The sequence below is a fragment of the Comamonas odontotermitis genome (assembly GCF_020080045.1).
Lineage (GTDB): Bacteria > Pseudomonadota > Gammaproteobacteria > Burkholderiales > Burkholderiaceae_C > Comamonas > Comamonas odontotermitis.
In genome coordinates, this window is sequence record NZ_CP083451.1 from 752,465 (window position 1) to 775,428 (window position 22,964).

General features: G+C 63.9%; 22 protein-coding genes and 2 tRNA genes. 6 read left to right on the forward strand and 18 right to left on the reverse strand.

The window, feature by feature from the left end:
• Window positions 1–44: 44 nt before the first annotated feature.
• Genes LAD35_RS03395 through fdnG form a run of 3 tightly spaced genes read right to left on the reverse strand, consistent with a single transcriptional unit; the run spans window position 45 to window position 4,669 of the window.
• Window positions 45–671 (reverse strand): formate dehydrogenase subunit gamma, encoded by a 627-nt coding sequence (locus LAD35_RS03395; RefSeq protein WP_224151315.1) that lies wholly within the window; start codon window positions 669–671, stop codon window positions 45–47.
• Window positions 668–1,597, reverse strand: coding sequence for a formate dehydrogenase subunit beta (gene fdxH / locus LAD35_RS03400; RefSeq protein WP_224151316.1), 930 nt, complete (start codon window positions 1,595–1,597; stop codon window positions 668–670). The genes LAD35_RS03395 and fdxH overlap by 4 nt, the downstream gene beginning before the upstream one ends.
• A 9-nt stretch (window positions 1,598–1,606) precedes the next feature.
• The gene (gene fdnG / locus LAD35_RS03405) at window positions 1,607–4,669 is read right to left on the reverse strand and encodes a formate dehydrogenase-N subunit alpha (RefSeq protein ID WP_224151317.1); all 3,063 of its coding nucleotides are present in this window, start codon (window positions 4,667–4,669) and stop codon (window positions 1,607–1,609) included.
• Window positions 4,670–4,875: 206 nt separating this feature from the next.
• Here fdnG and LAD35_RS03410 point away from each other — a divergent pair, with 206 nt between their 5' ends.
• The gene (locus tag LAD35_RS03410; RefSeq protein WP_224151318.1) at window positions 4,876–5,499 is read left to right on the forward strand and encodes a C40 family peptidase; all 624 of its coding nucleotides are present in this window, start codon (window positions 4,876–4,878) and stop codon (window positions 5,497–5,499) included.
• On the opposite strand, the gene LAD35_RS03415 is transcribed toward LAD35_RS03410, so the two are convergent.
• The 9 genes from LAD35_RS03415 to LAD35_RS03455 form a co-directional block, all read right to left on the reverse strand.
• On the reverse strand, window positions 5,496–6,035 hold the full coding sequence (locus LAD35_RS03415; RefSeq protein ID WP_224151319.1) for a DUF6314 family protein: 540 nt from the start codon (window positions 6,033–6,035) through the stop codon (window positions 5,496–5,498). The two genes, LAD35_RS03410 and LAD35_RS03415, sit on opposite strands and share 4 nt — an antisense overlap.
• Window positions 6,022–6,687 (reverse strand): DUF1266 domain-containing protein, encoded by a 666-nt coding sequence (locus LAD35_RS03420; protein WP_224151320.1) that lies wholly within the window; start codon window positions 6,685–6,687, stop codon window positions 6,022–6,024. Before LAD35_RS03420 ends, LAD35_RS03415 begins: the two co-directional genes overlap by 14 nt.
• Entirely contained in the window at window positions 6,684–7,817 is a 1,134-nt protein-coding gene (locus LAD35_RS03425) for a hypothetical protein (RefSeq protein ID WP_224151321.1), read from the reverse strand. Before LAD35_RS03425 ends, LAD35_RS03420 begins: the two co-directional genes overlap by 4 nt.
• A gap of 4 nt (window positions 7,818–7,821) precedes the next feature.
• Window positions 7,822–10,137, reverse strand: a complete 2,316-nt coding sequence (locus LAD35_RS03430; RefSeq protein ID WP_224151322.1) for a hypothetical protein — start codon at window positions 10,135–10,137, stop codon at window positions 7,822–7,824.
• Window positions 10,138–10,468: 331 nt separating this feature from the next.
• The gene (gene miaB, locus LAD35_RS03435; protein WP_224151323.1) at window positions 10,469–11,797 is read right to left on the reverse strand and encodes a tRNA (N6-isopentenyl adenosine(37)-C2)-methylthiotransferase MiaB; all 1,329 of its coding nucleotides are present in this window, start codon (window positions 11,795–11,797) and stop codon (window positions 10,469–10,471) included.
• Between the two features lie 116 nt (window positions 11,798–11,913).
• Window positions 11,914–12,351, reverse strand: a complete 438-nt coding sequence (locus LAD35_RS03440) for a hypothetical protein (protein WP_224151324.1) — start codon at window positions 12,349–12,351, stop codon at window positions 11,914–11,916.
• A gap of 89 nt (window positions 12,352–12,440) precedes the next feature.
• Complete coding sequence (locus LAD35_RS03445; protein ID WP_224151325.1) at window positions 12,441–13,322, reverse strand: DMT family transporter; 882 nt, start codon at window positions 13,320–13,322, stop codon at window positions 12,441–12,443.
• A gap of 7 nt (window positions 13,323–13,329) precedes the next feature.
• Window positions 13,330–14,304: a bifunctional helix-turn-helix transcriptional regulator/GNAT family N-acetyltransferase gene (locus LAD35_RS03450; protein WP_184706196.1), complete on the reverse strand. Its 975-nt coding sequence runs from the start codon at window positions 14,302–14,304 to the stop codon at window positions 13,330–13,332.
• A 172-nt stretch (window positions 14,305–14,476) separates the two neighbouring features.
• Window positions 14,477–15,325 (reverse strand): DODA-type extradiol aromatic ring-opening family dioxygenase, encoded by an 849-nt coding sequence (locus tag LAD35_RS03455; protein WP_224151326.1) that lies wholly within the window; start codon window positions 15,323–15,325, stop codon window positions 14,477–14,479.
• Window positions 15,326–15,413: 88 nt separating this feature from the next.
• Here LAD35_RS03455 and LAD35_RS03460 point away from each other — a divergent pair, with 88 nt between their 5' ends.
• A complete protein-coding gene (locus LAD35_RS03460; protein WP_224151327.1) occupies window positions 15,414–16,325 on the forward strand; it encodes a LysR family transcriptional regulator in 912 nt (303 codons plus the stop codon).
• A gap of 5 nt (window positions 16,326–16,330) precedes the next feature.
• Here the strand turns inward: LAD35_RS03460 and uraD are convergent, their stop codons facing one another.
• Both uraD and LAD35_RS03470 read right to left on the reverse strand, forming a co-directional pair.
• Window positions 16,331–16,882 (reverse strand): 2-oxo-4-hydroxy-4-carboxy-5-ureidoimidazoline decarboxylase, encoded by a 552-nt coding sequence (uraD, locus tag LAD35_RS03465; protein ID WP_224151328.1) that lies wholly within the window; start codon window positions 16,880–16,882, stop codon window positions 16,331–16,333.
• 68 nt (window positions 16,883–16,950) lie between these two features.
• A complete protein-coding gene (locus LAD35_RS03470) occupies window positions 16,951–17,883 on the reverse strand; it encodes a LysR family transcriptional regulator (RefSeq protein ID WP_224151329.1) in 933 nt (310 codons plus the stop codon).
• A gap of 131 nt (window positions 17,884–18,014) precedes the next feature.
• Between LAD35_RS03470 and LAD35_RS03475 the strand changes: the two genes are divergently transcribed.
• The 4 genes from LAD35_RS03475 to LAD35_RS03490 are packed head-to-tail and all read left to right on the forward strand — an operon-like array spanning window position 18,015 to window position 20,884.
• The gene (locus tag LAD35_RS03475) at window positions 18,015–19,358 is read left to right on the forward strand and encodes an MFS transporter (protein WP_224151330.1); all 1,344 of its coding nucleotides are present in this window, start codon (window positions 18,015–18,017) and stop codon (window positions 19,356–19,358) included.
• Window positions 19,359–19,382: 24 nt separating this feature from the next.
• Window positions 19,383–19,991: a hydroxyisourate hydrolase gene (locus tag LAD35_RS03480; RefSeq protein ID WP_224151331.1), complete on the forward strand. Its 609-nt coding sequence runs from the start codon at window positions 19,383–19,385 to the stop codon at window positions 19,989–19,991.
• A 34-nt stretch (window positions 19,992–20,025) separates the two neighbouring features.
• Complete coding sequence (gene uraH, locus LAD35_RS03485) at window positions 20,026–20,361, forward strand: hydroxyisourate hydrolase (RefSeq protein ID WP_184706181.1); 336 nt, start codon at window positions 20,026–20,028, stop codon at window positions 20,359–20,361.
• Between the two features lie 31 nt (window positions 20,362–20,392).
• Window positions 20,393–20,884 (forward strand): nucleoside deaminase, encoded by a 492-nt coding sequence (locus LAD35_RS03490; protein WP_224151332.1) that lies wholly within the window; start codon window positions 20,393–20,395, stop codon window positions 20,882–20,884.
• A gap of 79 nt (window positions 20,885–20,963) precedes the next feature.
• Here LAD35_RS03490 and alkB read toward each other — a convergent pair whose 3' ends face one another.
• The 4 genes from alkB to LAD35_RS03510 form a co-directional block, all read right to left on the reverse strand.
• Window positions 20,964–21,635, reverse strand: coding sequence for a DNA oxidative demethylase AlkB (alkB, locus tag LAD35_RS03495; protein WP_377779382.1), 672 nt, complete (start codon window positions 21,633–21,635; stop codon window positions 20,964–20,966).
• A gap of 50 nt (window positions 21,636–21,685) precedes the next feature.
• The gene (locus LAD35_RS22345) at window positions 21,686–22,282 is read right to left on the reverse strand and encodes a methylated-DNA--[protein]-cysteine S-methyltransferase (protein ID WP_317986728.1); all 597 of its coding nucleotides are present in this window, start codon (window positions 22,280–22,282) and stop codon (window positions 21,686–21,688) included.
• 170 nt (window positions 22,283–22,452) lie between these two features.
• Window positions 22,453–22,529: transfer RNA gene (locus tag LAD35_RS03505), tRNA-Met, on the reverse strand.
• Window positions 22,530–22,706: 177 nt separating this feature from the next.
• A tRNA-Met gene (locus LAD35_RS03510) sits at window positions 22,707–22,783 on the reverse strand.
• Window positions 22,784–22,964 lie beyond the last annotated feature (181 nt).

A 22,964-nucleotide genomic window follows, 5' to 3' on the forward strand; every position in this document is an offset into this window, starting at 1 on the left:
GGAGGGCCGGGGTGAGGCCAAAGCCTCTGCCGGCAAGGGCTGGCTCAGTCCTTCTCGCCCGTCATGCGGCGGTACCACAGCGGGTGGTGGAACCGGGCCCAGGCGCGGGTCACGGTACCACGTGTCATGGCGCGGATGGTGCCCTTGGTCCAGATGGCAGCGTAGATGTGCGCAATGATGAGTCCGATCAGGCCGAAAGCCGAGATGGCATGGATCAGGCTGGCGGCACGCACCACGTTCACAGGCAGATTCCACCAGGCACGCCACATCAGCACGCCGGTGACGACGAGGCCGAGCATGCACAGCACCAGCATCCAGAACAGCACCTTCTGGCCGCCGTTGTACTTTTCAGCGGGTGGGATCTTGTCATGCTCACCCTTGACGAGGGCCGGCACATTCTTGAGCCACTCCACATCGCGCTCCTTGATGATGTTCAGCTGCCAGAAGCGGAAGAACATCAGCAGGAAGCCAAAGGCCATGACCAGGCCGATGTAGGGGTGCAGAATGCGCGTCCAGGGCCCGCCGCCAAACAGGTTCGTCATGAAGAAGAACGACGGGTGGAAGAACGCCAGACCGGACAGCGCCAGCAGCACAAAGCTGATGGCAACAACCCAGTGGTTGGCACGCTCCGCAGCGCTGTAGCGTTGGATGTCTCGGTTGGTGCGGCTCATCGTCCTGCCTCCTTGTGGTTGTCGGCATCGGCCTTGCGGGCCTCTTCCTCCTCCAGCTCCTCGGGCACTTCAAGCGGACCCTTGGTGATGTAGTGGAAGAAGCTGCCGACTGCTGCGGCGCCCAATGCGGCCAGTGCCAGCGGCTTGGCCACGCCTTTCCACAGGCTGACCATGGGGCTGATCTTGGGATCGTCGGGCAGGCCGTGGTAGAGCGATGGCTGGTCTGCATGGTGCAGCACATACATCACATGCGTGCCGCCCACGCCTTGCGGATCGTACAGGCCAGCCTTGGCAAAACCGCGTTCCTTCAGGTCGGCGATCCGCTCGTCGGCGCGCTCCTGCATGCCCTGCTTGGTGCCGAACATGATGGCGCCCGTGGGGCAGGTCTTGACGCAGGCTGGCTCCTGGCCCACCGCAACGCGGTCAGAGCACAGCGTGCACTTGTAGGCCTTGTGGTCCTTTTGCGAGATGCGAGGAATGTTGAACGGGCAGCCGGTGACGCAGTAGCCGCAGCCCACGCAGTTTTCCTCCTGGAAATCCACGATGCCGTTGGCGTATTGCACGATCGCGCCGGGCGAAGGGCAGGCCTTCAGGCAACCTGGGTCTTCGCAGTGCATGCAGCCGTCCTTGCGGATCAGCCATTCCAGATTGCCGGTGGCCTCGTTCTCGTATTCGGAGAACCGCATCACGGTCCACGAGTTGGCGCTCAGGTCGGTCGGGTTGTCATACACCCCGGCCGCAGCGGTGCCCACGTCGTCACGCAGATCGTTCCACTCCATGCAGGCGGTCTGGCAGGCTTTGCAGCCGATGCACTTGGAGACATCGATCAGCTTGGCCACCTCGCCGCCATGCGCGTCGCGCACGCTGGGCGATGGGGTGGTGGTAGCGGAGCGGCGCTTGATATCCAATGATTGTAGAGATGACATCGCTGCTCCTTAGACCTTCTCGACCTTCACCAGGAAGGTCTTGAACTCGGGCGTGTTGCTGTTACCGTCGCCCACGAACGGGGTGAGGGTATTGGCCAGGAAGCCCGGCTTGGTCAGGCCCTTGAAGCCCCAGTGGATGGGAATACCCACGTGGTGCACCGTCTTGCCTTCAATCTGCATGGGCTTGATGCGCTTGGTAACCACTGCCGCTGCCTTGATGTAGCCGCGCTTGGAGCTGACCTTCACCATGGAGCCGGTGGTGATGCCGATCTCCTTGGCCAGGGCTTCGCCGATCTCGACGAACTGCTCTGGCTGGATGATGGAGTTCAGCAGCGCATGCTTGGTCCAGTAGTGGAAATGCTCGGTCAGGCGGTACGTGGTGCCCACGTGCGGGAACTCCGAAGCCTTGCCGAAGGTTTCCCAGATGGCCGGGAAGACACGGGCTGCCGGGTTGCTGACGGCCTTGTCGTTCTTCGGGTACATCGGGTTGTAGCCCAGCGGATTGTCGAACGCCTCGTAGTGCGTCGGGAACGGTCCTTCGTTCATGCCCTTGCGCGCAAAGAAGCGCGCCACCCCTTCGGGGTTCATGATGAACGGGCCGGTACCGGCCTCCGGCTTGATCGCCACGCCATAGTCGGGCACATCCGCGCCACCCCAGGCCTTGCCGTTCCATTTGACCAGCATGCGGTTGGGGTTGAAAGGCTTGCCTTCCAGGTCGGCAGACGCTCGGTTGTACAGCACCCGGCGGTTGGCCGGCCAGGCCCAGGCCCAGTTCAGCGTGTTACCGATACCGGTGGGGTCGCTGTTGTCGCGGCGGCCCATCTGGTTGCCCGCTTCCGTCCAGCAGCCGGTGTAAATCCAGCAGCCGCTCATGGTGGTGCCGTCGTCACGCAGCTCGCCAAAGCCCGACAGCTGCTGGCCTGCAGGGCGCAGCACTTTGCCATCGGCATCGGTCAGGTCGGCCAGTGCGCGGCCGTTGTACTCCTTGGCCAGCTCTTCCGAAGACGGATGGGCTGGCTGGGCGTAGGGCCACCACAGGTTGACGATCGGGTCGGGGAACTTGCCGCCGTCCTTCTGGTAGGCAGCCTTCATGCGCAGGTGCAGTGCCGACATGATGGCGACGTCGGTCTTGGCTTCTCCAGGAGGCTCCGACGCCTTCCAGTGCCACTGCAGCACACGCGACGAACTCACGACCGCGCCATCCTCTTCTGCGAAGCAGGTGGTGGGCAGGCGGAACACCTCGGTCTGTACCGATGCCGTGTCGATGTCGTTGTACTCGCCGTAGTTCTTCCAGAACTCCGAAGTCTCGGTGGCCAGCGGATCCATGATGACCAGGAACTTCAGCTTGGCCAGGCCCGCACGGGTGCGGTCCTTGTTCGACAACGCCGCCAGCGGGTTGAAGCCCTGGGCGATGTAGCCGTTGACCTTGCCTTCGTTCATCAGCTCGAAGATCTGCAGCATGTCGTACTGCTTGTCGAGCTTGGGCAGGTAGTCATAGGCCCAGTTGTTGTCCTTGGTGGCCGCAGGGCCCCACAAGGCCTTCATCAGGCTGACGTGGAACTTGGGGTAGTTCTGCCAGTAGCTCATCTGGTTGGCGCGCAAAGGCTTTTGCGTGCGTGCTTCGATGTACTTCTGGTAGTCCTGCTCGCCCTGGTTCGCCAAGGTCAGGTAGCCAGGCAGTGCGTTGGACAGCAGGCCCAGGTCGGTCAGGCCCTGGATGTTGGAGTGGCCGCGCAGCGCGTTCATGCCGCCGCCTGCAACACCGATATTGCCCAGCAGCAACTGCACCATGGCGCCGGTACGCAGAATCTGCGCGCCGATCGAGTGCTGTGTCCAGCCGAGGGCGTACAGAATGGTCGCAGCGCGGCCAGCCTGTGCGGTGGATGCGAGCTTTTCGCACACGTGCAGGAACTTGTCCTTGGGCGTGCCGCAGGCGCTCTCCACTTTCTCAGGCGTGTAGCTGGCGTAATGGCGTTTGAGCCACTGGTAGACGCAACGCGGGTGCTGCAGGCTCGGGTCGGTCTTGACGTAGCCGTCCTCGCCCAGCTCGTAATCCCAGCTGGCCTTGTCGTAGGTGCGCTTTTCGGGGTTGTAGCCCGAGAAGATGCCTTCGTCGAACGCGAAATCCTCACGCACGATGAAGGTGAAGTCCGTGTAATTGCGCACGTACTCGTGGTGGATCTTGTCGTTCGTCAGCAGGTAGTTGATCACACCGCCGAGGAAAACAATGTCCGAACCTGAACGGATAGGGGCGTAGAAATCCGCCACCGAAGCCGAACGGTTGAAGCGCGGGTCGACTACCATGAAGTGAGCCTTGTTGTGCTCCTTCGCCTCGGTCACCCATTTGAAGCCGCAGGGGTGGGCTTCAGCGGCATTGCCGCCCATGATCAAAATAACGTCCGCGTTCTTGATGTCGACCCAATGGTTCGTCATCGCTCCACGGCCAAACGTCGGGGCAAGACCTGCCACCGTCGGGCCGTGTCAGACACGGGCTTGGTTATCGAACGCCAACATGCCCCATGAGCGGGCCACTTTGTAGGTGATGTATCCGGCTTCGTTGCTGGCAGCCGATGCGGCCAGCATGCCGGTCGTCGTCCAGCGGTTCACCGTCAGACCGTCATCGGTCTTCTCCAGAAAGTTCGCGTCGCGGTCTTCCTTGATCAGCTTGGTGATGCGGGTCAGCGCCTCGTCCCACGACAGGCGCTTCCACTCGTTGGAGCCGGGCGCACGGTATTCGGGGTAGAGCAGGCGGTTGGGGCTCTTGACGATGTCGAGCAGCGATGCACCCTTGGGGCATAGCGTGCCGCGGTTGACCGGATGGTCCGGATCACCTTCGACGTGCATGATCGACAGCTTGGCATTCTTGCCACCGTCGCCAAGGGAATACATCAAAATACCGCAGCCGACAGAACAGTAGGTACACGTCTGGCGTGTCACCGTGCTGCCGACCAGTTTGTACTGGCGGACTTCAGCCAAGGCGGTGGCGGGCGAGAAGCCCATCACGGCCAAGCTGGATCCTGCCAGGGTAGAGCCAGTCACTTTCATGAACTGGCGCCTGGAGAATTGCACCATGGGTTGTCCTTTCAATGAAGGATGCTTGTTTTTACTGGGATCGCAACCCAAATTGTAGACCGCTAGTTCTAAAAAACCTCAATAGTCGGCCATTGGCGCATTGCCAGACATTTGACGGAGGGGTAAAGGTCTTCGTTGATGCTTATTGATTTGGTAAAAATCAATATGATTCACAAGCTTGCGAAAAACAGTGAATAATATGCTTCATGAATACGATGCACTTCGTCACTGCATTCCGCACTTTGAAACCAGAGGATGAGCCCGCTTCTGCGTCCGCTGCCATGCGTCGGCGCATGCTGCTGCTCGGGGTGCCGGCGGCAGTGCTGCTGGCAGGTTGCGCCTCCAGACCGGCATCCAACGGCTCGCAGGCGTCGGCAGATCCAACGCGCCGCAGGCCGGCGGGCGCTCCGGATGGCGGTGTGGTGCCCATCAACCTGGGCCTGAGCGGCGAGTTGCGCGACACCCTGTATGCGCGTGTGATGATGGTGGTCAATACCCCCTACACCTACGGCGGCAACACCCCTGAGGGTGGCTTTGACTGCAGCGGCCTGATCCAGTATGCGATGGCTGGCATCACCACCCGCAAGCTGCCCCGCACCACATCGCAGTGGGCGGGGGTGAGCGCGCCGATTGACCGCAGCGATCTGCAACGCGGCGATTTCGTTTTCTTCAACACCCTGGGCGGGCGCTATTCGCACATGGGCATCTATGCGGGCAGCAACCAGTTCGTGCACGCGCCATCGAGCGGTGGCGTGGTCCGAACGGTCAGCATGACCAACCCCTACTTTGCCAAGCGCTTTACCGAGGCCCGGACGGTGTTTGACGCCTAATGCTCCTTTGGGCTCGCGTCGCCGCGGAGCAAGCGGCGGTAGCGCGTATGCAGCAGGTAGTGCTTGTACGGCCCTTCGATGCGGGTGTGCAGGTCGAAATGCGTATCGTCCAATAGCACATAGCGGCCGTCGTAGCGATCCAGATTGCACAGGTGGGTTTGCACCGGCGTCAGCGCCCGTTGGCGTGGGTCGTAGCGGTAACGCTGGTAGGGCTGCCCGGCCTGCAGGCCGTCTGCAAAATCAACCTGCACGGTGTCGCCATCCATCCGGTAGTCGAAGCGCCGGGTGAAGGAAAGCGGCCGCTCCCCGGTCACCAGGCGCAACTGTCCACTCTCTTGGTAGTGCAGCTGGTTGGCATCGCCCGGCTGAAACAGGGCCTCGCCCTCGGCTTCCCCAATGGCGAGCGCATCCAGGCCCTGCATGGTGCGTGTGAAGCACCATGGACCACTGAAATAGCGCAAGAGCGCTGCCTGCAGGTCTTCCGCTGCATCCGGCAAGCGCGGAGCGGCCTCCCTCACAGCTTCAGCGCCAGGCATAGGCGCACCACGGGTGGGCAGGGTCGAGCAGCCACTGGTGCAGCTCGTCGCTGCTGATGGCCCGCCCCATGGCATCGGCCCGGCCCCTGGCTACCCATTGCGCACGGCCTTGTGCATAGGCCTGGCCATAATCCTGCCAGCTGGCAAAGCAGTCGCGGGCGCGGGCGGCGTTCAATTGCAAAAGCTGCCACTGCTGGTCGGCTGGCAGCCAGCCCAGCATGGCGGCGGTACGCACAAAAAAGCTGATGCGTGCGCACGCAAAGGCCATGGCTGCGCGCGGGTCGTCGCCGGGCTGCAGTTTGTCGAGGTCAAAGCACCACCAGCGCGTGCGCAGCAGATCGGGCAGTTGCTGGCGCACGCTGGCGTTGTCCAGGTCGGTGCGCAGGCCAAATTCGTGCAGTGCCATGGGGCGCAGCGATGCGGCCAGGCCATCGGTGGGCTCGGGCATGTCGCTGTCGGCAAAGCCGCCCTTGATGGCGTGAAAGGCCATGGGGTGCGCCAGCGCCAGGGCCCAGTTGTGCTCCGGTGCCAACTGGTAGGTTTTTTGCAGGCTGCTGCTGCGTGGTGCGCTGCTGCCGAACTGGCGGCTGAAGGCCTGGATGCACTTCCACACCAGCCACACGGCCACGACCAGAATCGTGAGCTGGATCATGGTGTTGTCACCTTCGCTGCAGGCACTGGCTTGCCTGCCTGCTGCAAGGCATAGGCCAGTGCGGGGCTGATGGCATGGCCCGCCAGAACGCTGCTGTCGCGTGCGGCGGCCAGCCATTGCACCAGAGGCGTGGGCTGGTGCAGGTGCTGTAGCAGGCCGGGCTGGCGCTGCCACAGCTGCAGTTGGTCGGATTCCTGCGTCAGCGCTTCGACCTCATGCCAGCGGGAAGCCACCCGTACCAGGCGCATGCCCAGTGCATCGTCGGGCGTGTCGTCGCTGGTCGGCAGCTGGTTCAGAAAGCCGAGTACATCGGCGCGGTAGCGGTCGATTGGCGGCCGGTTCTGCTTGCCCTTGATCTGGTCGATGCGCAGGCGGCCATCGTCCTGTACCCAGGCGCTGATGGTGATGCGGGGCTGCTGCAGGCCGGTGCGGTAGCTGAAGATGCGCATGCGGCCCTGCTCGCAGCTTTCGGCGTAGTGTTCACCATAGCCGCCTGTCAGCAGGCGACGGTTGGCAAACTGGCCCAGGCAATGGCGCATCATCTGGCTCTCGTAGGCCATTTCTTCGCGCAAGGCAGCGCCTGAGGGCAGCAGCTCGACAAACTCTCCATTGCTGCCTTGCCACAGCGGTGTTACCGCTTGCGGGTTGTGGCTGCGCCAACCTGCCAGTTGCCGGGTTTCGAACGCACGGTGCTCCTGCTCCCAGCGCTCCAGGGCCTGAGGGCAGTTGATGCGCATGAGTTTGCCTTCCAGCGATGTGCCCACGCGCGAATGCAGAAATTCCAGCAGCCGTGTCTCCAGCGCCAGGATGGCATCGCTCTCGGGGTTGATCCACCACAGCGCGGGTTCGGCGCCATCCCTGTGGGAGGCGGCAGCGCGTGCCACAACGGCCATGGCCCAGGCGGGAGGGCCGTTGCGGTAGCGCTGCTGCAGGTCATCGGTGGTGTAGAGGGGCTGCACGGCAGGCGGCGGGGCCAGCAGGTTGCCCACCACGTAGCGGTAGAAGTGGTTTTGCAGCCAGGTGGCAATCTCGTTGCTGTCGCCCCGTTGCTGGCTGCGTTCGGTAATGCGAATCTTGATCTCGGGCGCGTTGACCACGTTGCGCGCCAGGTACGTTGCCTGGTGGCTCATGGCGTTACCAGAACTTCCACCAGGGCTTGCTGCTGGCTGCGGCGCTGCTGCCCGTGCCTTTGCCCAGCTTGGGGGCCAGCTCGGCAATGCTGTCTTCCAGGCGCTTGCGCTCGTCGGGGTGGCTGTCTTCGGAAAAGCGCTGCGCGTCCTGGTAGATCTGCATGGCTTCCTGCCGTGTTCCAGATGTCTGCATGGCATCGCCTGCCCGGCGCAGCAGGTAGGCGTTCTTGCGCTCGCGCAGTTCGGGCAGCAGGGCCTGCAGGCGCGGCAGCACCTCGGCGCCATGGGTGTCCGAGTAGTAGTCGAGCTGGTTGAGCAGGCTGCTCAAGTAGTCGTGGCGGGACTCGCGCTGGTCGTCATCGTCCAGCGCATTCCACCATTCGTCCAGGCGCTCCAGCCAGATGCTGTTTTCCACGTTGCGGCTCTGCTGGTAGAGCGCATAGGCCACCTTGGGAAAGTAGTCGGACGGGCTGTGCCGGCTGTAGCCATTCTCCCGGCTGTAGTGCCACAGCTGCTCGCCTGCGGCGATGATCTGGGGGTAGTTGTCGGTATCGATGTAGGTGGAGAGGATGCCGTTGTAATGCTCGGCAAACGGGCTGGTGGCGATGCCCTTGGCGTGCAGGGCCAGCGCAGCGTCGTAGTTTTCGTCGTTGTAGCGGTACTTGATGGCCAGGTTGTTGCACAGCATCGAGTAGTCGTGGATGTCGCCATCCTTGTAGCTGCCCTGGCCGGTGGCAAACCAGTGCTCAAAACGCGCCTGACCGGCTTCGTAGTAGTGCTTGGTCCAGCGCAGCAGCTCGTCATAGGGCCAGTCGCCGGGCAGGGCGTCGCCGGCAATGTTCAGGGCTTCCTTCAGCGGCCAGTCGTCGTCCATGCGCACGCCCATGGCGTAGTTCCAACTGCCTGCGTCGGTGCGGATGTAGGGCGTTTTCAGCGCCGCCTGCAGGCCCATGCTGCGCGCGCGTGCGATGAACAGCCGGTACGTCAGCTCGCCATTGGCGTACTGGGGCAGCTCGCTCAGCGCTTCCAGCAACGGCAGCGCTTCGGCATGGCGGTCGGCTTCGAACAGGTGGTTGCCTTGCAGCAGGCGCCAGAGTGGATGGTTGGGCGTTTGCTGCTGCACGATGGCGCCATAGTGCGCAAAGGCCTCCTCGGGCTCCATGCCTTCGGGCAGAAACTCTGTCAGCTCGGCCTCGCTGCTGGCGGCCATCAGGGTCAGGGCCCAGTAGGGGGCGCCCGCCGATTCGCCCAGGTGGGCGAGTGCCTGTCGGCAGCCTGCTTCGCGCGATGTGCCACGGCTGTGCAGCGCGCTTTCGAACGCCATGTGCGCGGCCTCGGGCAGACGGCCCGCCTGCACCAGCCACTCGATCAAGCTGGCGCTCATGGCGTCGTCGCTGTCCTGCACCAGCGCAAAGCGGCCTTCCAGGCCTTTGGCAATGGCGGCATCGAGCTGGCCCTGGCGGTACAGACTGTGCGCATGCAGGCGCGCCAGTTGGGCCAGGGTGTCGCGTCGGGTGCCGGGTGAGGCATCGGCGGGCAGGCTCGCCAGGGTCCATTCGCTGTAGGAGGCCACGGTATCGGGCGCCAGGGAGATGATGTCATCGGCCAGGCGCAGCCAGTCGTTGGTGTCGATGTCCTGCCCGGCTCCAGGCTGCTGCAGCTTGGCGAAGGCGTAGTGGCCGAAATCGCGCGCCGATGTGGGGTTGCCTTTGGCCGCTTCGATGGCGCCCAGGCGGGTGGCAAGGACGGCGTCGTCCCAGGCGCGGTAGCTCGCGCGCTCGGCCTGCTGGCTTTTGTACTGGTGCTGTTTGCGGAAGATCTGCTCCTGCAGATCGAAAGCCTGGGCCTGCTGCGCATGGCGGGCGAGAAAGCCCCAGGCACGGTCGGGATCGCCCTGCGCGCCCCATTGGTCTACGGCCTGCATGGCATGGCGCACCACGCTGTGGTACTGCTCGCGCGGCAGTTCGCGGATGTCTTCGGCCGCATCGGCCTGCATCATGCCCATGGTGACTGCGGCGTCACGCTGGGCGGTGTGGCTCAGGTCGCCGAGCAGGCGCTCCTGGTGCTGCTGCACGGCGGCCAGGGCGCGTGCAGGCTGGCCGCTCATCGACCACAGGCGGTAGATGCGTCGCAACTGGTCGAGGTCGTCGGGCTGCATGGCCTGCTGGCCCAGGCGCTCGCTGGCAGCCGTCTGGCGCGCAGGCCATTCAAGCGGCTGGGCTTCGTCGTCATCGCTGTCGAAAATGGTTTCCACATGGTCGAGATAGGCATCGAGCGCATCGCCGTGCAATGCGGTGGAAGGATCGGCAACGGAAGCCATGGTGCAAGCTCGCTTTCTGTGGAGTGTCTCTCTGTGCGAAGCCCACATGCTACCGACCCTGGCCCGGCTTCCGGCAGGGTAACCGCCAGGCGCCTGCTGGATTTGAGGTGAAAGACGGTCGCCGCGCTTGTCTGTTGAGCGTTTGTAGCTATTAAAAGATGAGTATTCTTGTTTTCGTTATTTGTAATAAATTGTTGATTCTTCTGTGCATGAGGCGATGGTCATCGAGCCACGGAGCCACCAGCCCGCTGCAAACGCGCCCATCCGAAGCAGTGCAACAATGAAAAAGCCGCCTGTGCAGGCGGCTCGGGTCATGCTGTAGCGGAGCGCCTTACTGCGCAATCACCACTTCGCCGCGCAAGGTGTAGGCCATGGCTTCGGTGATCTTTACATCGACCATCTGGCCAATCAGGCGGTCCTGGCCGGGGAAGTTGACCACGCGGTTGCATTCGGTGCGGCCCATCAGCTCGCCGTTGTCGCGCTTGGATTTGCCTTCCACCAGGAGTCGCTGCACCGTGCCCAGGCGTTCTTCGCTGATTTCCTTGATGTTGTTGTTGATGACGGCTTGCAGCTCCTGCAGGCGGCGCAGCTTCACGTCGTAAGGCGTCTCGTCGGGCAGGTTGGCTGCAGGGGTGCCGGGGCGTGGGCTGAAGATGAAGCTGAAGCTGTTGTCAAAGCGCACATCGTGGATGAGCTTCATCATCTTCTGGAAGTCTTCCTCCGTCTCGCCGGGGAAGCCCACGATGAAGTCGCTGCTCATGGCCAGATCGGGCCGGATGGCGCGCAGCTTGCGGATGGTGCTCTTGTATTCCATAGCGGTATAGCCGCGCTTCATCGCCATCAGGATCTTGTCCGAGCCGTGCTGCACGGGCAGGTGCAGGTGGCTGACCAGCTTGGGCAGCTTGGCATAGGCTTCGATCAGGCGCGGCGTGAATTCATTGGGGTGGCTCGTGGTGTAGCGAATGCGCTCGATACCGGGAATCTCCGACACGTATTCGAGCAGCAGCGCAAAGTCGGCGATCTCGGCCGTATCGCCCATCTTGCCCAGGTAGGCGTTCACGTTCTGGCCCAGCAGCGTGATCTCCTTCACGCCCTGGTCGGCCAGGCCAGCAACCTCGACCAGTACGTCCTCGAAGGGGCGGCTGACCTCCTCGCCCCGTGTATAGGGCACCACGCAGTAGCTGCAGTACTTGGAGCAGCCTTCCATGATTGATACAAAAGCCGATGCGCCTTCAACCCGGGCGGGCGGCAGGTGGTCGAACTTCTCGATCTCGGGGAAGGAGATGTCGACCTGCGGCTTGGCCTTGGCCTGGCGGGCGTTCAAAAGCTCGGGCAGGCGGTGCAGGGTCTGCGGGCCGAACACCACGTCCACATAGGGGGCGCGCTTGATGATCTCGTTGCCTTCCTGGCTGGCCACGCAGCCGCCCACGCCAATGAGCACACCCTTTTCCTTGAGGTGCTTGACGCGGCCGAGGTCGCTGAACACCTTCTCCTGCGCCTTCTCGCGCACCGAGCAGGTGTTGAACAGGATCAGGTCGGCTTGCTCCGGGTCGTCGGTGGGTTCGTACCCCTGGGCGGCGCCCAGTACGTCGGCCATCTTGTCCGAGTCGTACTCGTTCATCTGGCAGCCAAAGGTTTTGATGAAGACTTTTTTAGACATGGTGCAAATCCATAGCGCCACGGCCTCGGCAGGCGAGGCTATGGTCAAAGCAGCCATTGGCGCTTATCCAGAAAGCGCCAGCAGCTATGAAAAGAGTAGTTTTTACTGAGGCCTGTTTACCGGAACAGGCTGCTCCAGAAGCTGTTGTCGGCCCGGTCGCGCTTGAGCTGGGCTTCTGCGCCATTCAGGATCCAGGCAGCGTGCAGGCGGCCCGAGGCTTTTTCGATCACGTAGTTCACGTTCAGCTCCTGGCCCTGCACGGTGCCGGGGCGGATCGTGGCGTTTTGCGGGTTGTAGAGCTTGAATGCCGGAGCCAGCAGGAGCTGCTTGCCATCGACCGTGGCCTGGCTGGCGCTGCTCACCACCAGGGTGCCGCGCAGGGCCTGCGGAGGAAAGGCGCGAACCTGGCCTTGCACAGGGGCGAAGGTGGCGGTCTGGGCTTGTGCGGGCACGGCGGCCAGCAATCCCAGGCCCAGGGTGAGAGCCGTTGCCATGGCGGCGGAGTGGCGGCGCAGGCGTGTCGTGTGTGGGGTTGGTGTTGTGCAGCGTTGCATGGTGTATATCCAGGGGCTGAAGGCCGCATTCTACAAAAGGGCATGGTGCCAGAGTCCGGCGCTGGGGCTTGGCGTGCGGGGCCCTTTGTTTATGGCCGGGCGCCCTTGGTGGTGGCGATCAGGCCTGCCATCACCAGGGCCATGGCCGCCAGCAGGGCAGGCGAGGGCATGCGCTGGTACATAACCAACTCCAGCGCGGCGGCGGTGACGGGCCCCAGGGTCTGGAATGCGATCACGAGCGATGCATCGAGGCGGCCCAGTGCCCACAGCAGGCAAAAATAGCCCAGCCCGCTCGACAGGCCGATGAAGACCACGTGCCCCCACTGCACCACAGAAAACACCGGCACCAGGGGCTGGCCCTGCAGCGCGCAGTACAGCGCCAGAAACAACACCGCTGCGCCCATGGCAAGGTTGCTGGTGGGAAGCGCCGGATACCGCCGCATATAGGGGCCGTACAGAATGCTGGTGGCTGCCCCCACCAGGGTGGCCGCCAGCAGGGCCGCCATGCCAGAACGATCCAGCGTGCCGGCGCTGCCAGCGTGGCGCCCCGAGCCCATCAGCAAAACCGCCACCCCGCCCACGGCCAGCAGCACGCCAGCGAGTTTACGGAGGCTGAAGGATTCGCGCCCCGCGAGGGCCGCCAGGCACAGGGTGAACAGCGGCATGGTCGCAAACACCAGCGCGCAGGTCGATGCGGGCAGGCGTGCCAGCGCGTGGTTGAGCAAGAGAATCAGCACTGCAAACTGCGCTACGCCCAGCAGGGCAACGGCCAGCGCATCGCGGGCGCGGTACCGGGGCCAGGCTGCGATCAGGGCGGGGCCCGCCAGAATCGCCAGCCCGATGGCATAGCGCAGAAAGGCCAGGCTGGCGGGCGAGGCTGCGGGCGATACCGCGCTGGTGGACACCATGGCCGCCCCCACCAGCATGCCGGTGGTGGCTGCTGCCCACAGCGCGGGCTGGCGAGACTGCATGTGCCGCCTAGGCGCCGTGCAGGCGGCGGGTGAACTGCTGCTCCACCACCTTGGAGCCCCATTGCTGGCCAGCTTCTTCATGCACCAGCGCAAAGCCAAAGGATTCGTAGAGCCTGCGCGCCGCATCCAGGCCCTGAAACGTCCACAGCTGCGTGCGCGCAAAGCCGCGCTGGTCGCAAAAGGCCATGGCCTGCGCCATCAGCTGGCGGCCCACGCCACTGCCGCGGCAGCCGTCATCAAGAATGAACCAGCGCAGGTGGGCCTGGTTGTCGCCCAGGTCCTGGCCGTCAATGGCAACGGAGCCGACGATGCGGTCGTTCTGCACGGCGGTCCAGATCTGATTGCCCGGCTCGGCCAGGCGCCCGGCGAATTCGGCAACACCGGTGGCGACCTTGCTTTCAAAGAACTGGCCAAAGCCCCAATCCCGGGCGTAGAAGGCCGCATGCATCTCCGCCACGCGGCCAATCACGCCCGGCCGGTAGCCGCTGTGCACGGTGATGGCGCCGGTACTGGTGTTGGCCGTGGGCTGGCCTGCCTTGGCACCCAGCCGGTGCGCCTGCAGTGCCCCTGCATAGGCCGACAGCCCCTGGGCAACAGCTTGCTGCTGCGATGGGTTGAGCTGGGCCATGGCAGAGCGCACCTGCATCTGGCCATAGGCGTGGATGTCTGCCACCGTGCGGCTGCCGTGTGCGGTCAGCAGCAGTTGCTTGGCACGCGCATCATCGGTACAGGGCTGCTCGTTCACTTCGCCGTTCTTTACGAGCTTGGCCACCATCCGGCTCACGCTGGATTTGTCCAGCCCCAGAAACTCCGCCAATTGCGCTGCCGTGATGCTGCCGCGCGCCTCAATCTCCAACAGGGCATGGACTGCCGATGCAGAATACTGGGTGGCCGCCAGCGTGCTGGCCATGAAGCCCAATTCCCGTACCATGCAGCGCGATGCTGCGCGGATGTCGTTGACCAAGGTCGCGTCTGCTGTCATACGGATCTCCTGTAGATGGTTGCAATATACAACTTTTAGGTTGTATGTTGCAACTTTTTTGAAGATCGATCACCGAGACAGATGGGCGAGGGCGGGTTTTTGGAGGGGCAGGGCGGAGGATGCCGCCTTGTCCACCTTTCCATTCCGTCGGTGAGTCCCGTCGCGCTGCCGTTTACGCGTCCAGACGATAGCTCGACACCGCCAGCCCGCCCATGAAAGCGTCTTCATGGTACACCCGCACCGCTTGGTCGCCCTCGGCTGCGCCCACGGCCACCATCAGCGGGAGCAGATGCTCTTCGCGCGGGTGGGCCAGCCGGGCCGCAGGGGCAGTTTCCCAGTCGATCAGGCGCTGCGAGCGCTCGGCAGGGGTGCTGTCGAGCATGGTGTCGGCCAGCCAGTCATCAAAGGCTTTTGCTGGCGCGTGCGCTTGCGGGCCAAAGGCACGCAGGTTGTGGTACGAGAGGCCGCTGGCAATGATCAGCACATCCTCATCGCGCAAGGCCGCCAGTGCGCGGCCCAGCGCCAGATGCTCGGCGGGGTCGAGCCCGCGCCGCAGCGACAGCTGCACCACCGGCACATTCGCCTCCGGGTAGATGGCGCGCATTGGCGAGAACATGCCATGGTCGTAGCCACGCTCGGCGTCTGCCTCGACCGCAATGCCCGCCTGCGCGAGCAGCCCTGCCACACGTTGCGCCAGTGCGGGTGAGCCGGGCGAGCGGTAATGGATCTGGTAGGTTTCGGGCGGAAAGCCGCCGTAGTCGTAGATCATGCCGGGCTGCGGCGTGGCCTGCACGGTGAAGGTGGGCTCTTCCCAGTGGGCCGACACCATCAGCACGGCCTTGGGCGTGCGGCCGATCTGGCGCGGCATGTCAGCCAGCGACGTGGCGAGGTTCGCATAGGCCGGAGCCATCTGCGGCATCCACGGCCAGGGGCCGCCGCCGTGCGAGATGAAGTACACGGGCAGCCGTTGGGGGTGCGCAGGGGCGGGAGAAACAGCGGGGGCAGTCACAGTGGTGGTCATGGAAAAAACTCCTTGCCATGAATGTAGAGGTGCTTATCCAGGAAACCAAGAGCCTAAAATGCATGGATCAATTTCTTGATAAGAAACTATGGACCAGCTCACCAGCATGCAAGTGTTCCGACAGGTGGTGGACAGCGGCAGTTTTGCGCTGGCCGCGCAGCGGCTCGATATCTCGGCGCCCATGGCCAGCAAGCATGTGGCTCAGCTGGAAAAGCGCCTGGGTGCACGCCTGCTCAACCGCAGCAGCCGCCACCTGAGCCTGACCGAAGCGGGCCAGCGCTGGTATGCGCAAAGCAGCCAGGCGCTGGAGATGCTCGACGCCGCAGCGCAGGAAATCGGCCAGCACCACCAGGCGCCGCGCGGCCAGCTCAAGATCAGCGCGCCGGTGTGGTGTGCCACGCCCCGCATGGCCCAGATACTGGCGAGCTACCGTGCCCGCTACCCCGAGGTGCTGGTGGACATTCACCTCGACAACCACAAGATCGATCTGGCCACCGCAGGCTACGACATGGCCCTGCGCGCCGCCACCGAGCCCGCGCCGCACCTGATTGCCCGCCCGCTGTGCGAGGTGCCTTTCTACCTGGTGGCAGCGCCTGCCTACCTGCAGCGCACGGGCCTTCCGCAGCAGCCCGCAGACCTGATGCGCCACGCCGCCGTGGTACCCAGCTATGTGGCCACGGGCCCTTTGCAACTGAGCCAGGGCGGGCGCAGCGTGCCCCTGCATCTGCCACCGGCACTGCTGTCCGATGATTCCAACCTGAGCCTGCACGCCGTGCGCGCGGGCATGGGCATCGGCTTTCTGCCCGGCTGGCTGGTGGATGCGGATGTGGCCCAGGGGCAACTGGTGCGCGTGCTGCCGCAATGGAGTGCGCTTACCGTGACCCTGTACGCGATCTACACCAGCCGCCGCTACCTGGCACCCAAGGTGCGCAGTTTCATCGACTGGCTCTCGCAGGAGCTTGCCGGTGGTGGCGAAAGTTCACCGCCCGAAAAGGGCTGATGGACTCACGCCGCCTGCAGGCTGCCCATGCGCACGCGCTGCGCCAGGCGCAGGCGGCTGATGAAGCCGATCTGGCGTAGGGCTTCGGCAAATTCTTGCTCGGTGTCGCGCTCGGTGCGTGAGGCCAACTCGGCAAAGAGGCCCATGCGTGTGTAGTGGCGCACGCAGGCAATGAATGGAAAGCCGTGGCGCGTGCGGTAGGTCTGGTTCAGTGTTGCCAGGCGCTCGCCCTGTTCCTTTTCCAGATCGCCCAGCCCGGCGCTTTGCTGCTCCAGCTGGGAGTCGCTGGTCAGCGTGCCGGAGCGTACCGCGCTGGCCGACAGCTCCGGGTGGCCGCAGAGAAAGCGCACCGCCTGCTCGCGCGGGCTGGCGTGCACGGCAGCCAGCATGGCGGCGTGCAATGCGTCAATGTCCGCAAACGGGCGCTGGCGCGCAGCAGACTCCGCAACCCAGGGGGCATATTCGAACACTTCGCCAAGCGCGGCCACGAAATCGCCGTGCGCCATGGTGTTGAGTTCGTCGAGCGAAGGGGTAGGGTGGGTGGAGGTGGTAGTCATGGAGCCAGTGTAGAAAGCGCGTTTCCCGCCTCACAGTCCTGGCTTGTTATAGCCCGTATAGCATCCGGCTACGCCCGCTCTGCCAAGGCCTGCGATGCCTGGCCCAACAGGCCGCGCAGCCAGATATGGGAGGCATCGCGGTGCCGCGACGAATGCCACAGCTGGTAGAAGCGCATGGTGCGGTTGCCCACCGGCAGCGGCAGCATGGCCAGGGGCAGGCGCCTGGCGTGGTAGGCGGCGAAGTGGCGGCTGGTGGTCAGCAGCAGGTCGGTACCCACCAGCAGATCGGGGGCCTGCGAGAAGTAGGTGCATTGCACGCGGCCGTCGCGGCTCACCCGCATGGTGCCCAGGCTCGATTCCACCACCCCGCGCTGGTCGGGCGAGTAGGGCGTGAACACCACATGCGCCGCCTGCAGGTAGCGCTCTGCCGTGAGCTCTTCCGGCGCGGCCAGCGGGTGGCTGGCATCCATGAGGCAGACCACCTCGTCCTCAATCAGCATGGAGATGTGCAGGTGCTCCGGCGGACTGGGCCAGTTGCCGATGACGATGTCCACCTCGGCATTCTGCAGGGCCTGCTCGTAGTCGAAGTTCTGCCCCAGCGGAAGTATGGCAAGCCGCGCCCCGGGCGCCTGGGCGCGCATGAGCTGGACGACGCGCGCCATGAAGGGCGGCGCCAGGTAGTCGGGCGTGGCAATGGTAAAGCGCTGCTGTGTGGTCTCGGCAGCGAACTCCTTGCCCGAGGTGAGTAGCCCATCGATCAGGCCCAGCGCAGCGCGCGCCTGCTCCACCGCCTGCAGCGCCCGCGCCGTGGGCACCATGCGGTTCTTGTCACGCACCAGCAGCGGATCGTTGAAGATGGCCCGCAGCCGCCGCAGCGCGGCACTGATGGCCGGTTGCGACTGGTTCAGCCGTATGGCGGCGCGCGACACACTCTTTTCATGGATCAATGTGCATAGCACACGCAGCAGGTAGGTATCGAATGGATCTTCGCTGCGAGACACGTGTTTTCCCTATGAATATGCGTTTTGCTATGCGGCTCATAGCAGCTGGCTAGTTTCGCATATTGCCGCAAGCCGCGACCATGCAAGCGTTCGCAAACCCCAACTACAAATTCCCGAGACAAGGACTTGCAATGAACGCTCAAAGTGTGCCCCTCAGTGGTGCGGCGTCCTCCATCGACGAGGTCGACGCCACCTATTCCAAGATCTCCTGGCGGCTGTTGCCCTTTCTGGGTGTGCTGTGGGTGCTGGCCTGGCTGGACCGCGTCAACATCGGTTTTGCCAAGCTGCAGATGCTCGATGACCTGAAGTTCAGCGAAGCCGTCTACGGCCTGGGCGCGGGCATCTTCTTCATCGGCTACTTCCTGTTCGAGGTGCCCTCCAACATGCTGCTGCAGAAGATCGGCGCCAAGAAGACGGTGATGCGCATCACCATCGGCTGGGGCATCATCTGCATTCTGCAGGCCTGGGTGACGACGCCCACGCAGTTCTACATCCTGCGCTTTCTGCTGGGCGCCTTCGAGGCAGGGTTCTACCCCGGCGTCATCCTGTACCTGACCTACTGGTATCCATCGAAGCGCCGCGCCAAGGCGTTTGGCACCTTCATGTCGGCCTCGGCCATTGCCGGTGTGCTGGGCGGCCCGCTGGCGGGCGGCATCATGACCTGGACGGCCGGTGCCCACGGCATGCACGGGTGGCAGTGGCTGTTCATCATCGAAGGCATTCCTTCGGTCCTGGCAGGTGTCGTGGCCTATTTCTACATGACCGACCGCCCCGAGCAGGCCAAGTGGCTGACCGACGCGGACCGCGCCATCGTACGCCAGCAGCTGGAGCTTGACCAGAAAGCCCAGGGCGAGCGCGACAGCGATTGGCGCACCCTGTTCGGCAACCCCATGGTGTGGCTGCTGATTGCCGTGTTCTTCTGCCTGCTGTGCGCCAATTCCACGCTGACCTTCTGGATGCCGACCGTCATTCGAGAAGCGGGCTTTACCACCCCCATGGAAGTGGGCTGGATCGCAGGCGCCGCCTATCTGCTGGGCGCTGCGGGCATGGTGCTCAATGGCCGCCATTCGGACCAGCGCGGCGAGGTGCGCTGGCATTTTGCGGGCTCGGCCCTGCTGGGCGCTGCCGGTATGCTGGCGCTCGCCATCACCATGGGCATGGCCAGCATTCCGGTGGTGCTGGCGCTCACGGCCATGGTGCTGGCCCTCATCGGCACGATGAGCGCGATTCCCGTGTTCTGGCAGATGCCCAACATGCTGCTGAGCGGAGGCGCCGCAGCCGTGGGTGTGGCGCTGATCAATTCGGTGGCCAATCTGGCAGGTTTTGGCGCACCTTACCTGATGGGCCTGATCAAGACATCCACCGGCAAGGTGGCGCCGGGCTTGTACCTGGTGGCGATTGTGGAAGCGCTCGCAGCGGTTCTTGCCATTGCCTTCATTGCCCGCATGCAGCGCCGCAAAGGCCAGGGCCGCTGAGGCCGCACCCGAGGAGACCGGTTCATGACCCAGACATTACATTCCTCCACGCCACAGTGCGCCCAGCCCCAGGGTGGCCTGCCCCAGGTTGGCCTGCCCCAGGTTGGCCTGCCCCAGGTTGGCCTGCCCCAGGCTCCGGCGCGCCGTCAGTTTGCCCTGGGTAGCCTTGCCTTGGGCGCCTCGGCCCTGGTGGCTGCGCGGGGTGCGTTGGCAGCCGATGCGCCTGCAGCGCCTGCTGCGCCCGCGCAGGGCACCGGCCCCATCGTGCTGCATGGTGCAAGCCCGCGGCTGACGGTGCACACCATCGACACCTACCACGGCATGGCCGCCACCGGCCTGCGCATCGATTTTTCGCGCTGGGATGGAGATGCTTATGTGCTGGTGCGCAGCTTCACCATCAACGCCAATGGCCGTGCTGATGAGCCGCTTTTGATCGACGACAGCTACCGCACCGGCCGCTACGAGCTGCTGCTGCATGTGGATGCGTATTTCGCAGCCAAGGGCGCCCAGTTGCCGCGGCCGCCGTTCCTCTCCAAGCTGCCGGTGCGCTTTCAGATCACCAATGCCGCAGAGCGCATCCACCTGCCGATCCAGTTCGGCCCCTGGAGCTACACCTACTCGCGCGGCAGTTGAGCCGCCGCAACGCTACTTGATCGAAAGGAACGCCATGGCAGGCATCAGCACCCATGTACTCAACCTCACCACCGGCCGCCCCATCAGCGGCATGCGGGTGGAGTTGTATGACCTTGCGCACACCCCGGCGCAGCGCCTCACCAGCACGCGAACCAACGCCGATGGCCGCACCGATGCGCCCATGATGGCAGCCGCCGCCGCGCGCACCGGTGATTTCGAGCTGCGCTTTTACGTTGGCGAGCATTTCAAGGAGCCCACGGCCCTGTCGGACGAGGTGCTGGTGCGCTTTTCCATCTTTGACGCGGCCCAGCACTACCACGTACCCATGCTGTGCTCGCCATGGTTCTTCAACACCTACCGAGGCAGCTGATCCTTGTTTTTCCATCCGAGGGAATGATTTCATGAGCAACGACCACAACAATGACACCGGCAAGTACCTGATCGAATCCATACGACTGGCCATGGGCAACGTCAAGGGCCGCAAGCAGCCGACCTGGCCCTTTGGCGCCGTGCTGGTCAAGGACGGCCGGGTGCTGGCCCGGGCCGTGAACCAGGTGGACGAGCTGTGCGACCCGTCCGCCCACGCAGAAATGCAGGCGGTGCGCATGGCTGCCAAGGCCCAGGGCAACACCGATCTATCGGGCGCGGTGGTGTACGCCAGCGGCTACCCCTGTACCATGTGCTACACGGCCATGCTGCTGGCTGGCGTGAAGACGGTGTACTACGCCTACTCCAACGAAGACGGCGAGCCCTACGACCTGTCTGCCGCGCGCGGCTACGAGCAACTGGCCAAACCAGAGGGCGAGCGCGAGATGGCGCTGGTCAGCCACCGGGTGCGCGATGAGGGCGAAGACCTGTACGACGCGTGGCAGAAGGCCGTTTCTGCCGGCTGACCCTGTTCTGCAGATTGCCAGGCTCCTGTTGCCCCGCGTGCACCGCGCGCGGGGCTTTTTTGTTGGCCCGCGCGCCGGGTCAGCCCGCGCGGCGGAAGGTCAGGTTGATCCGTTGCCCCGCCAGCAGCGGATGCGCCACGGGGCTCGCCCCGTCCTTGACCGGCATCACGCCGTGGTAGCGCATGCGGTCCTCGCCTCCCCACACCACCACGTCGCCATGCTGCAGCGGCAGCTTTTGCGTGGCATCGCCACGCTCATGGCCTCCCCACAGAAAAATGGCGGGCAGGCCCAGCGAGACAGAGACGATCGGCTCGCTGGCATCGCCTTCGTCCTGGTGCAGCGTGAGGCGCGTGCCCACCGTGTAGCGGTTGATGAGGCAGGCATTGGGCGCAAAGGAGGGTAGCGCCGCTGCGTCGGCGGCCTGCGCGGCCAGTTCGATGAAGCTCGATGGCATGGCAGGCCAGGGCTGGCCGCTCAGCGGATCGGCTTGCACATAGCGGTAGCCCTGGCGGTCGCTGTACCAGCCAAAATGGCCGCAATTGGTCATCGCCACCTGCATGTGGCGCCCGCCGGGGGTGACGAGGTGACGGAACGGCGCCAGGCTGATGATGTGCGTCAATTCATCGAGGAGGGCCTGTTGCCAGCGCAGCGCAAAACCGCGCAGCACGCAGGCCTGCTTGCCGATGGCAATGCGCTCCCACGCTGGGCTGTCAATGGTGTCGTCAGTGCTGAACAGGTCTTGCATTACTATGATTTTGATAGCGCTCTATGCCTATGGGGTGAAAGCTCTAGCGGTTTTGATCAGATCAGCTCTTTTTGCTGCGTCTGGGCGGCAAACCCCTCGGTGGCGAGCAAGGCATGCTTGCGCTCCAGCCCCCAGCGGTAGCCGGTGAGCGAGCCGTTCTTGCCAATCACCCGATGGCAGGGCACTAGTAGCGAGATTTCATTGGCGCCATTGGCCCGGCCCACGGCCCGCACCGCCTTGGGGTCACCCAGAAGCGTCGTCAGTTCGCTGTAGCTGCGGGTCTGGCCCGGCGGAATCTGGCACAGGGCCTGCCACACCTTCTGCTGGAACGCCGTGCCCCCCAGCACCAGGGGCACCTGCGCTGCCAGCGCAGGCGTCTGCAGCGCCGCTTGCACGGCCTGCGCCAGTGCGGCGAGGCCCGCGTCGTCGTGCACCAGGGCGGATTTGGGGTAGCACTGCGCCAGCTCTGCCACCAGGGGCGCTGCTTCGTCGCCAAAGTACAGCACGGCCAGGGGCGGCAGTCGCTGGCCAGGGGCGGTGGGCGCATCGCTGCGGGTAGCGATCAACACCAACCCCAGCGAACAGGGCACCACGCTGTAGTGCAACTGCGCTGGCGCGCGTGGCGGGGTAGGGAGCAGAGTGATGTGTTGCATGGCAAGCTTCCGTCAGATGGAATGCTTGCACTGTAACGCCGCAGCTTTTTCCGTGCCTCGACATTCTTGCGCTGCAATTGCTGGCGATCTGGTGGAGGCAGGCGGCGTTGCCGCGCAACACCAAAAGCAAAAGCCGCAGTGTTCTGTGCAAACACTGCGGCTTTGTTGTCTGGTGGTCGTAGTGGGACTTGAACCTACGACATCAGCATTATGAATGCTGCGCTCTAACCAACTGAGCTATACGACCAGGAGGGCGCATTGTAGGGGCAAAGTCGGCACGCTGCGGCACAATTGCGCTCTTTTTCGCCACAGGTGCAGGGTGCACGCGCACGGCAAGGTACCAGCGAACGGCATTTTTGAGGCCTGAAATGCATCTGCACAAAGAAAAACCGCAGTGCTCTTGCGAACACTGCGGTTTGTTGTCTGGTGGTCGTAGTGGGACTTGAACCTACGACATCAGCATTATGAATGCTGCGCTCTAACCAACTGAGCTATACGACCGGCAGAGCGCCATTATATATCGAAATTTCAGCCCGAAGAAATTTCGCGGCACTTTTGCAGGCAGCCGTATGGATCATCCATGCGGATTCGCATAGCCCCGGATATTCATCAATAACGACAAACCCGAGTGTGTAAAAGATCATGCGCGCATATGTAATTTTTGTTGACAATATGTAGGCTT

Bases quoted from the DNA above. Each gene is read 5' to 3' on its own strand.
- LAD35_RS03395 (WP_224151315.1), bottom strand. From the start codon at position 671: ATGAGCCGCACCAACCGAGACATCCAACGCTACAGCGCTGCGGAGCGT.
- fdxH (WP_224151316.1), bottom strand. From the start codon at position 1,597: ATGTCATCTCTACAATCATTGGATATCAAGCGCCGCTCCGCTACCACC.
- LAD35_RS03410 (WP_224151318.1), top strand. From the start codon at position 4,876: ATGAATACGATGCACTTCGTCACTGCATTCCGCACTTTGAAACCAGAG.
- LAD35_RS03415 (WP_224151319.1), bottom strand. From the start codon at position 6,035: ATGCCTGGCGCTGAAGCTGTGAGGGAGGCCGCTCCGCGCTTGCCGGAT.
- LAD35_RS03420 (WP_224151320.1), bottom strand. From the start codon at position 6,687: ATGATCCAGCTCACGATTCTGGTCGTGGCCGTGTGGCTGGTGTGGAAG.
- LAD35_RS03425 (WP_224151321.1), bottom strand. From the start codon at position 7,817: ATGAGCCACCAGGCAACGTACCTGGCGCGCAACGTGGTCAACGCGCCC.
- LAD35_RS03430 (WP_224151322.1), bottom strand. From the start codon at position 10,137: ATGGCTTCCGTTGCCGATCCTTCCACCGCATTGCACGGCGATGCGCTC.
- miaB (WP_224151323.1), bottom strand. From the start codon at position 11,797: ATGTCTAAAAAAGTCTTCATCAAAACCTTTGGCTGCCAGATGAACGAG.
- LAD35_RS03440 (WP_224151324.1), bottom strand. From the start codon at position 12,351: ATGCAACGCTGCACAACACCAACCCCACACACGACACGCCTGCGCCGC.
- LAD35_RS03445 (WP_224151325.1), bottom strand. From the start codon at position 13,322: ATGCAGTCTCGCCAGCCCGCGCTGTGGGCAGCAGCCACCACCGGCATG.
- LAD35_RS03450 (WP_184706196.1), bottom strand. From the start codon at position 14,304: ATGACAGCAGACGCGACCTTGGTCAACGACATCCGCGCAGCATCGCGC.
- LAD35_RS03455 (WP_224151326.1), bottom strand. From the start codon at position 15,325: ATGACCACCACTGTGACTGCCCCCGCTGTTTCTCCCGCCCCTGCGCAC.
- LAD35_RS03460 (WP_224151327.1), top strand. From the start codon at position 15,414: ATGGACCAGCTCACCAGCATGCAAGTGTTCCGACAGGTGGTGGACAGC.
- uraD (WP_224151328.1), bottom strand. From the start codon at position 16,882: ATGACTACCACCTCCACCCACCCTACCCCTTCGCTCGACGAACTCAAC.
- LAD35_RS03475 (WP_224151330.1), top strand. From the start codon at position 18,015: ATGAACGCTCAAAGTGTGCCCCTCAGTGGTGCGGCGTCCTCCATCGAC.
- LAD35_RS03480 (WP_224151331.1), top strand. From the start codon at position 19,383: ATGACCCAGACATTACATTCCTCCACGCCACAGTGCGCCCAGCCCCAG.
- uraH (WP_184706181.1), top strand. From the start codon at position 20,026: ATGGCAGGCATCAGCACCCATGTACTCAACCTCACCACCGGCCGCCCC.
- LAD35_RS03490 (WP_224151332.1), top strand. From the start codon at position 20,393: ATGAGCAACGACCACAACAATGACACCGGCAAGTACCTGATCGAATCC.
- LAD35_RS22345 (WP_317986728.1), bottom strand. From the start codon at position 22,282: ATGCAACACATCACTCTGCTCCCTACCCCGCCACGCGCGCCAGCGCAG.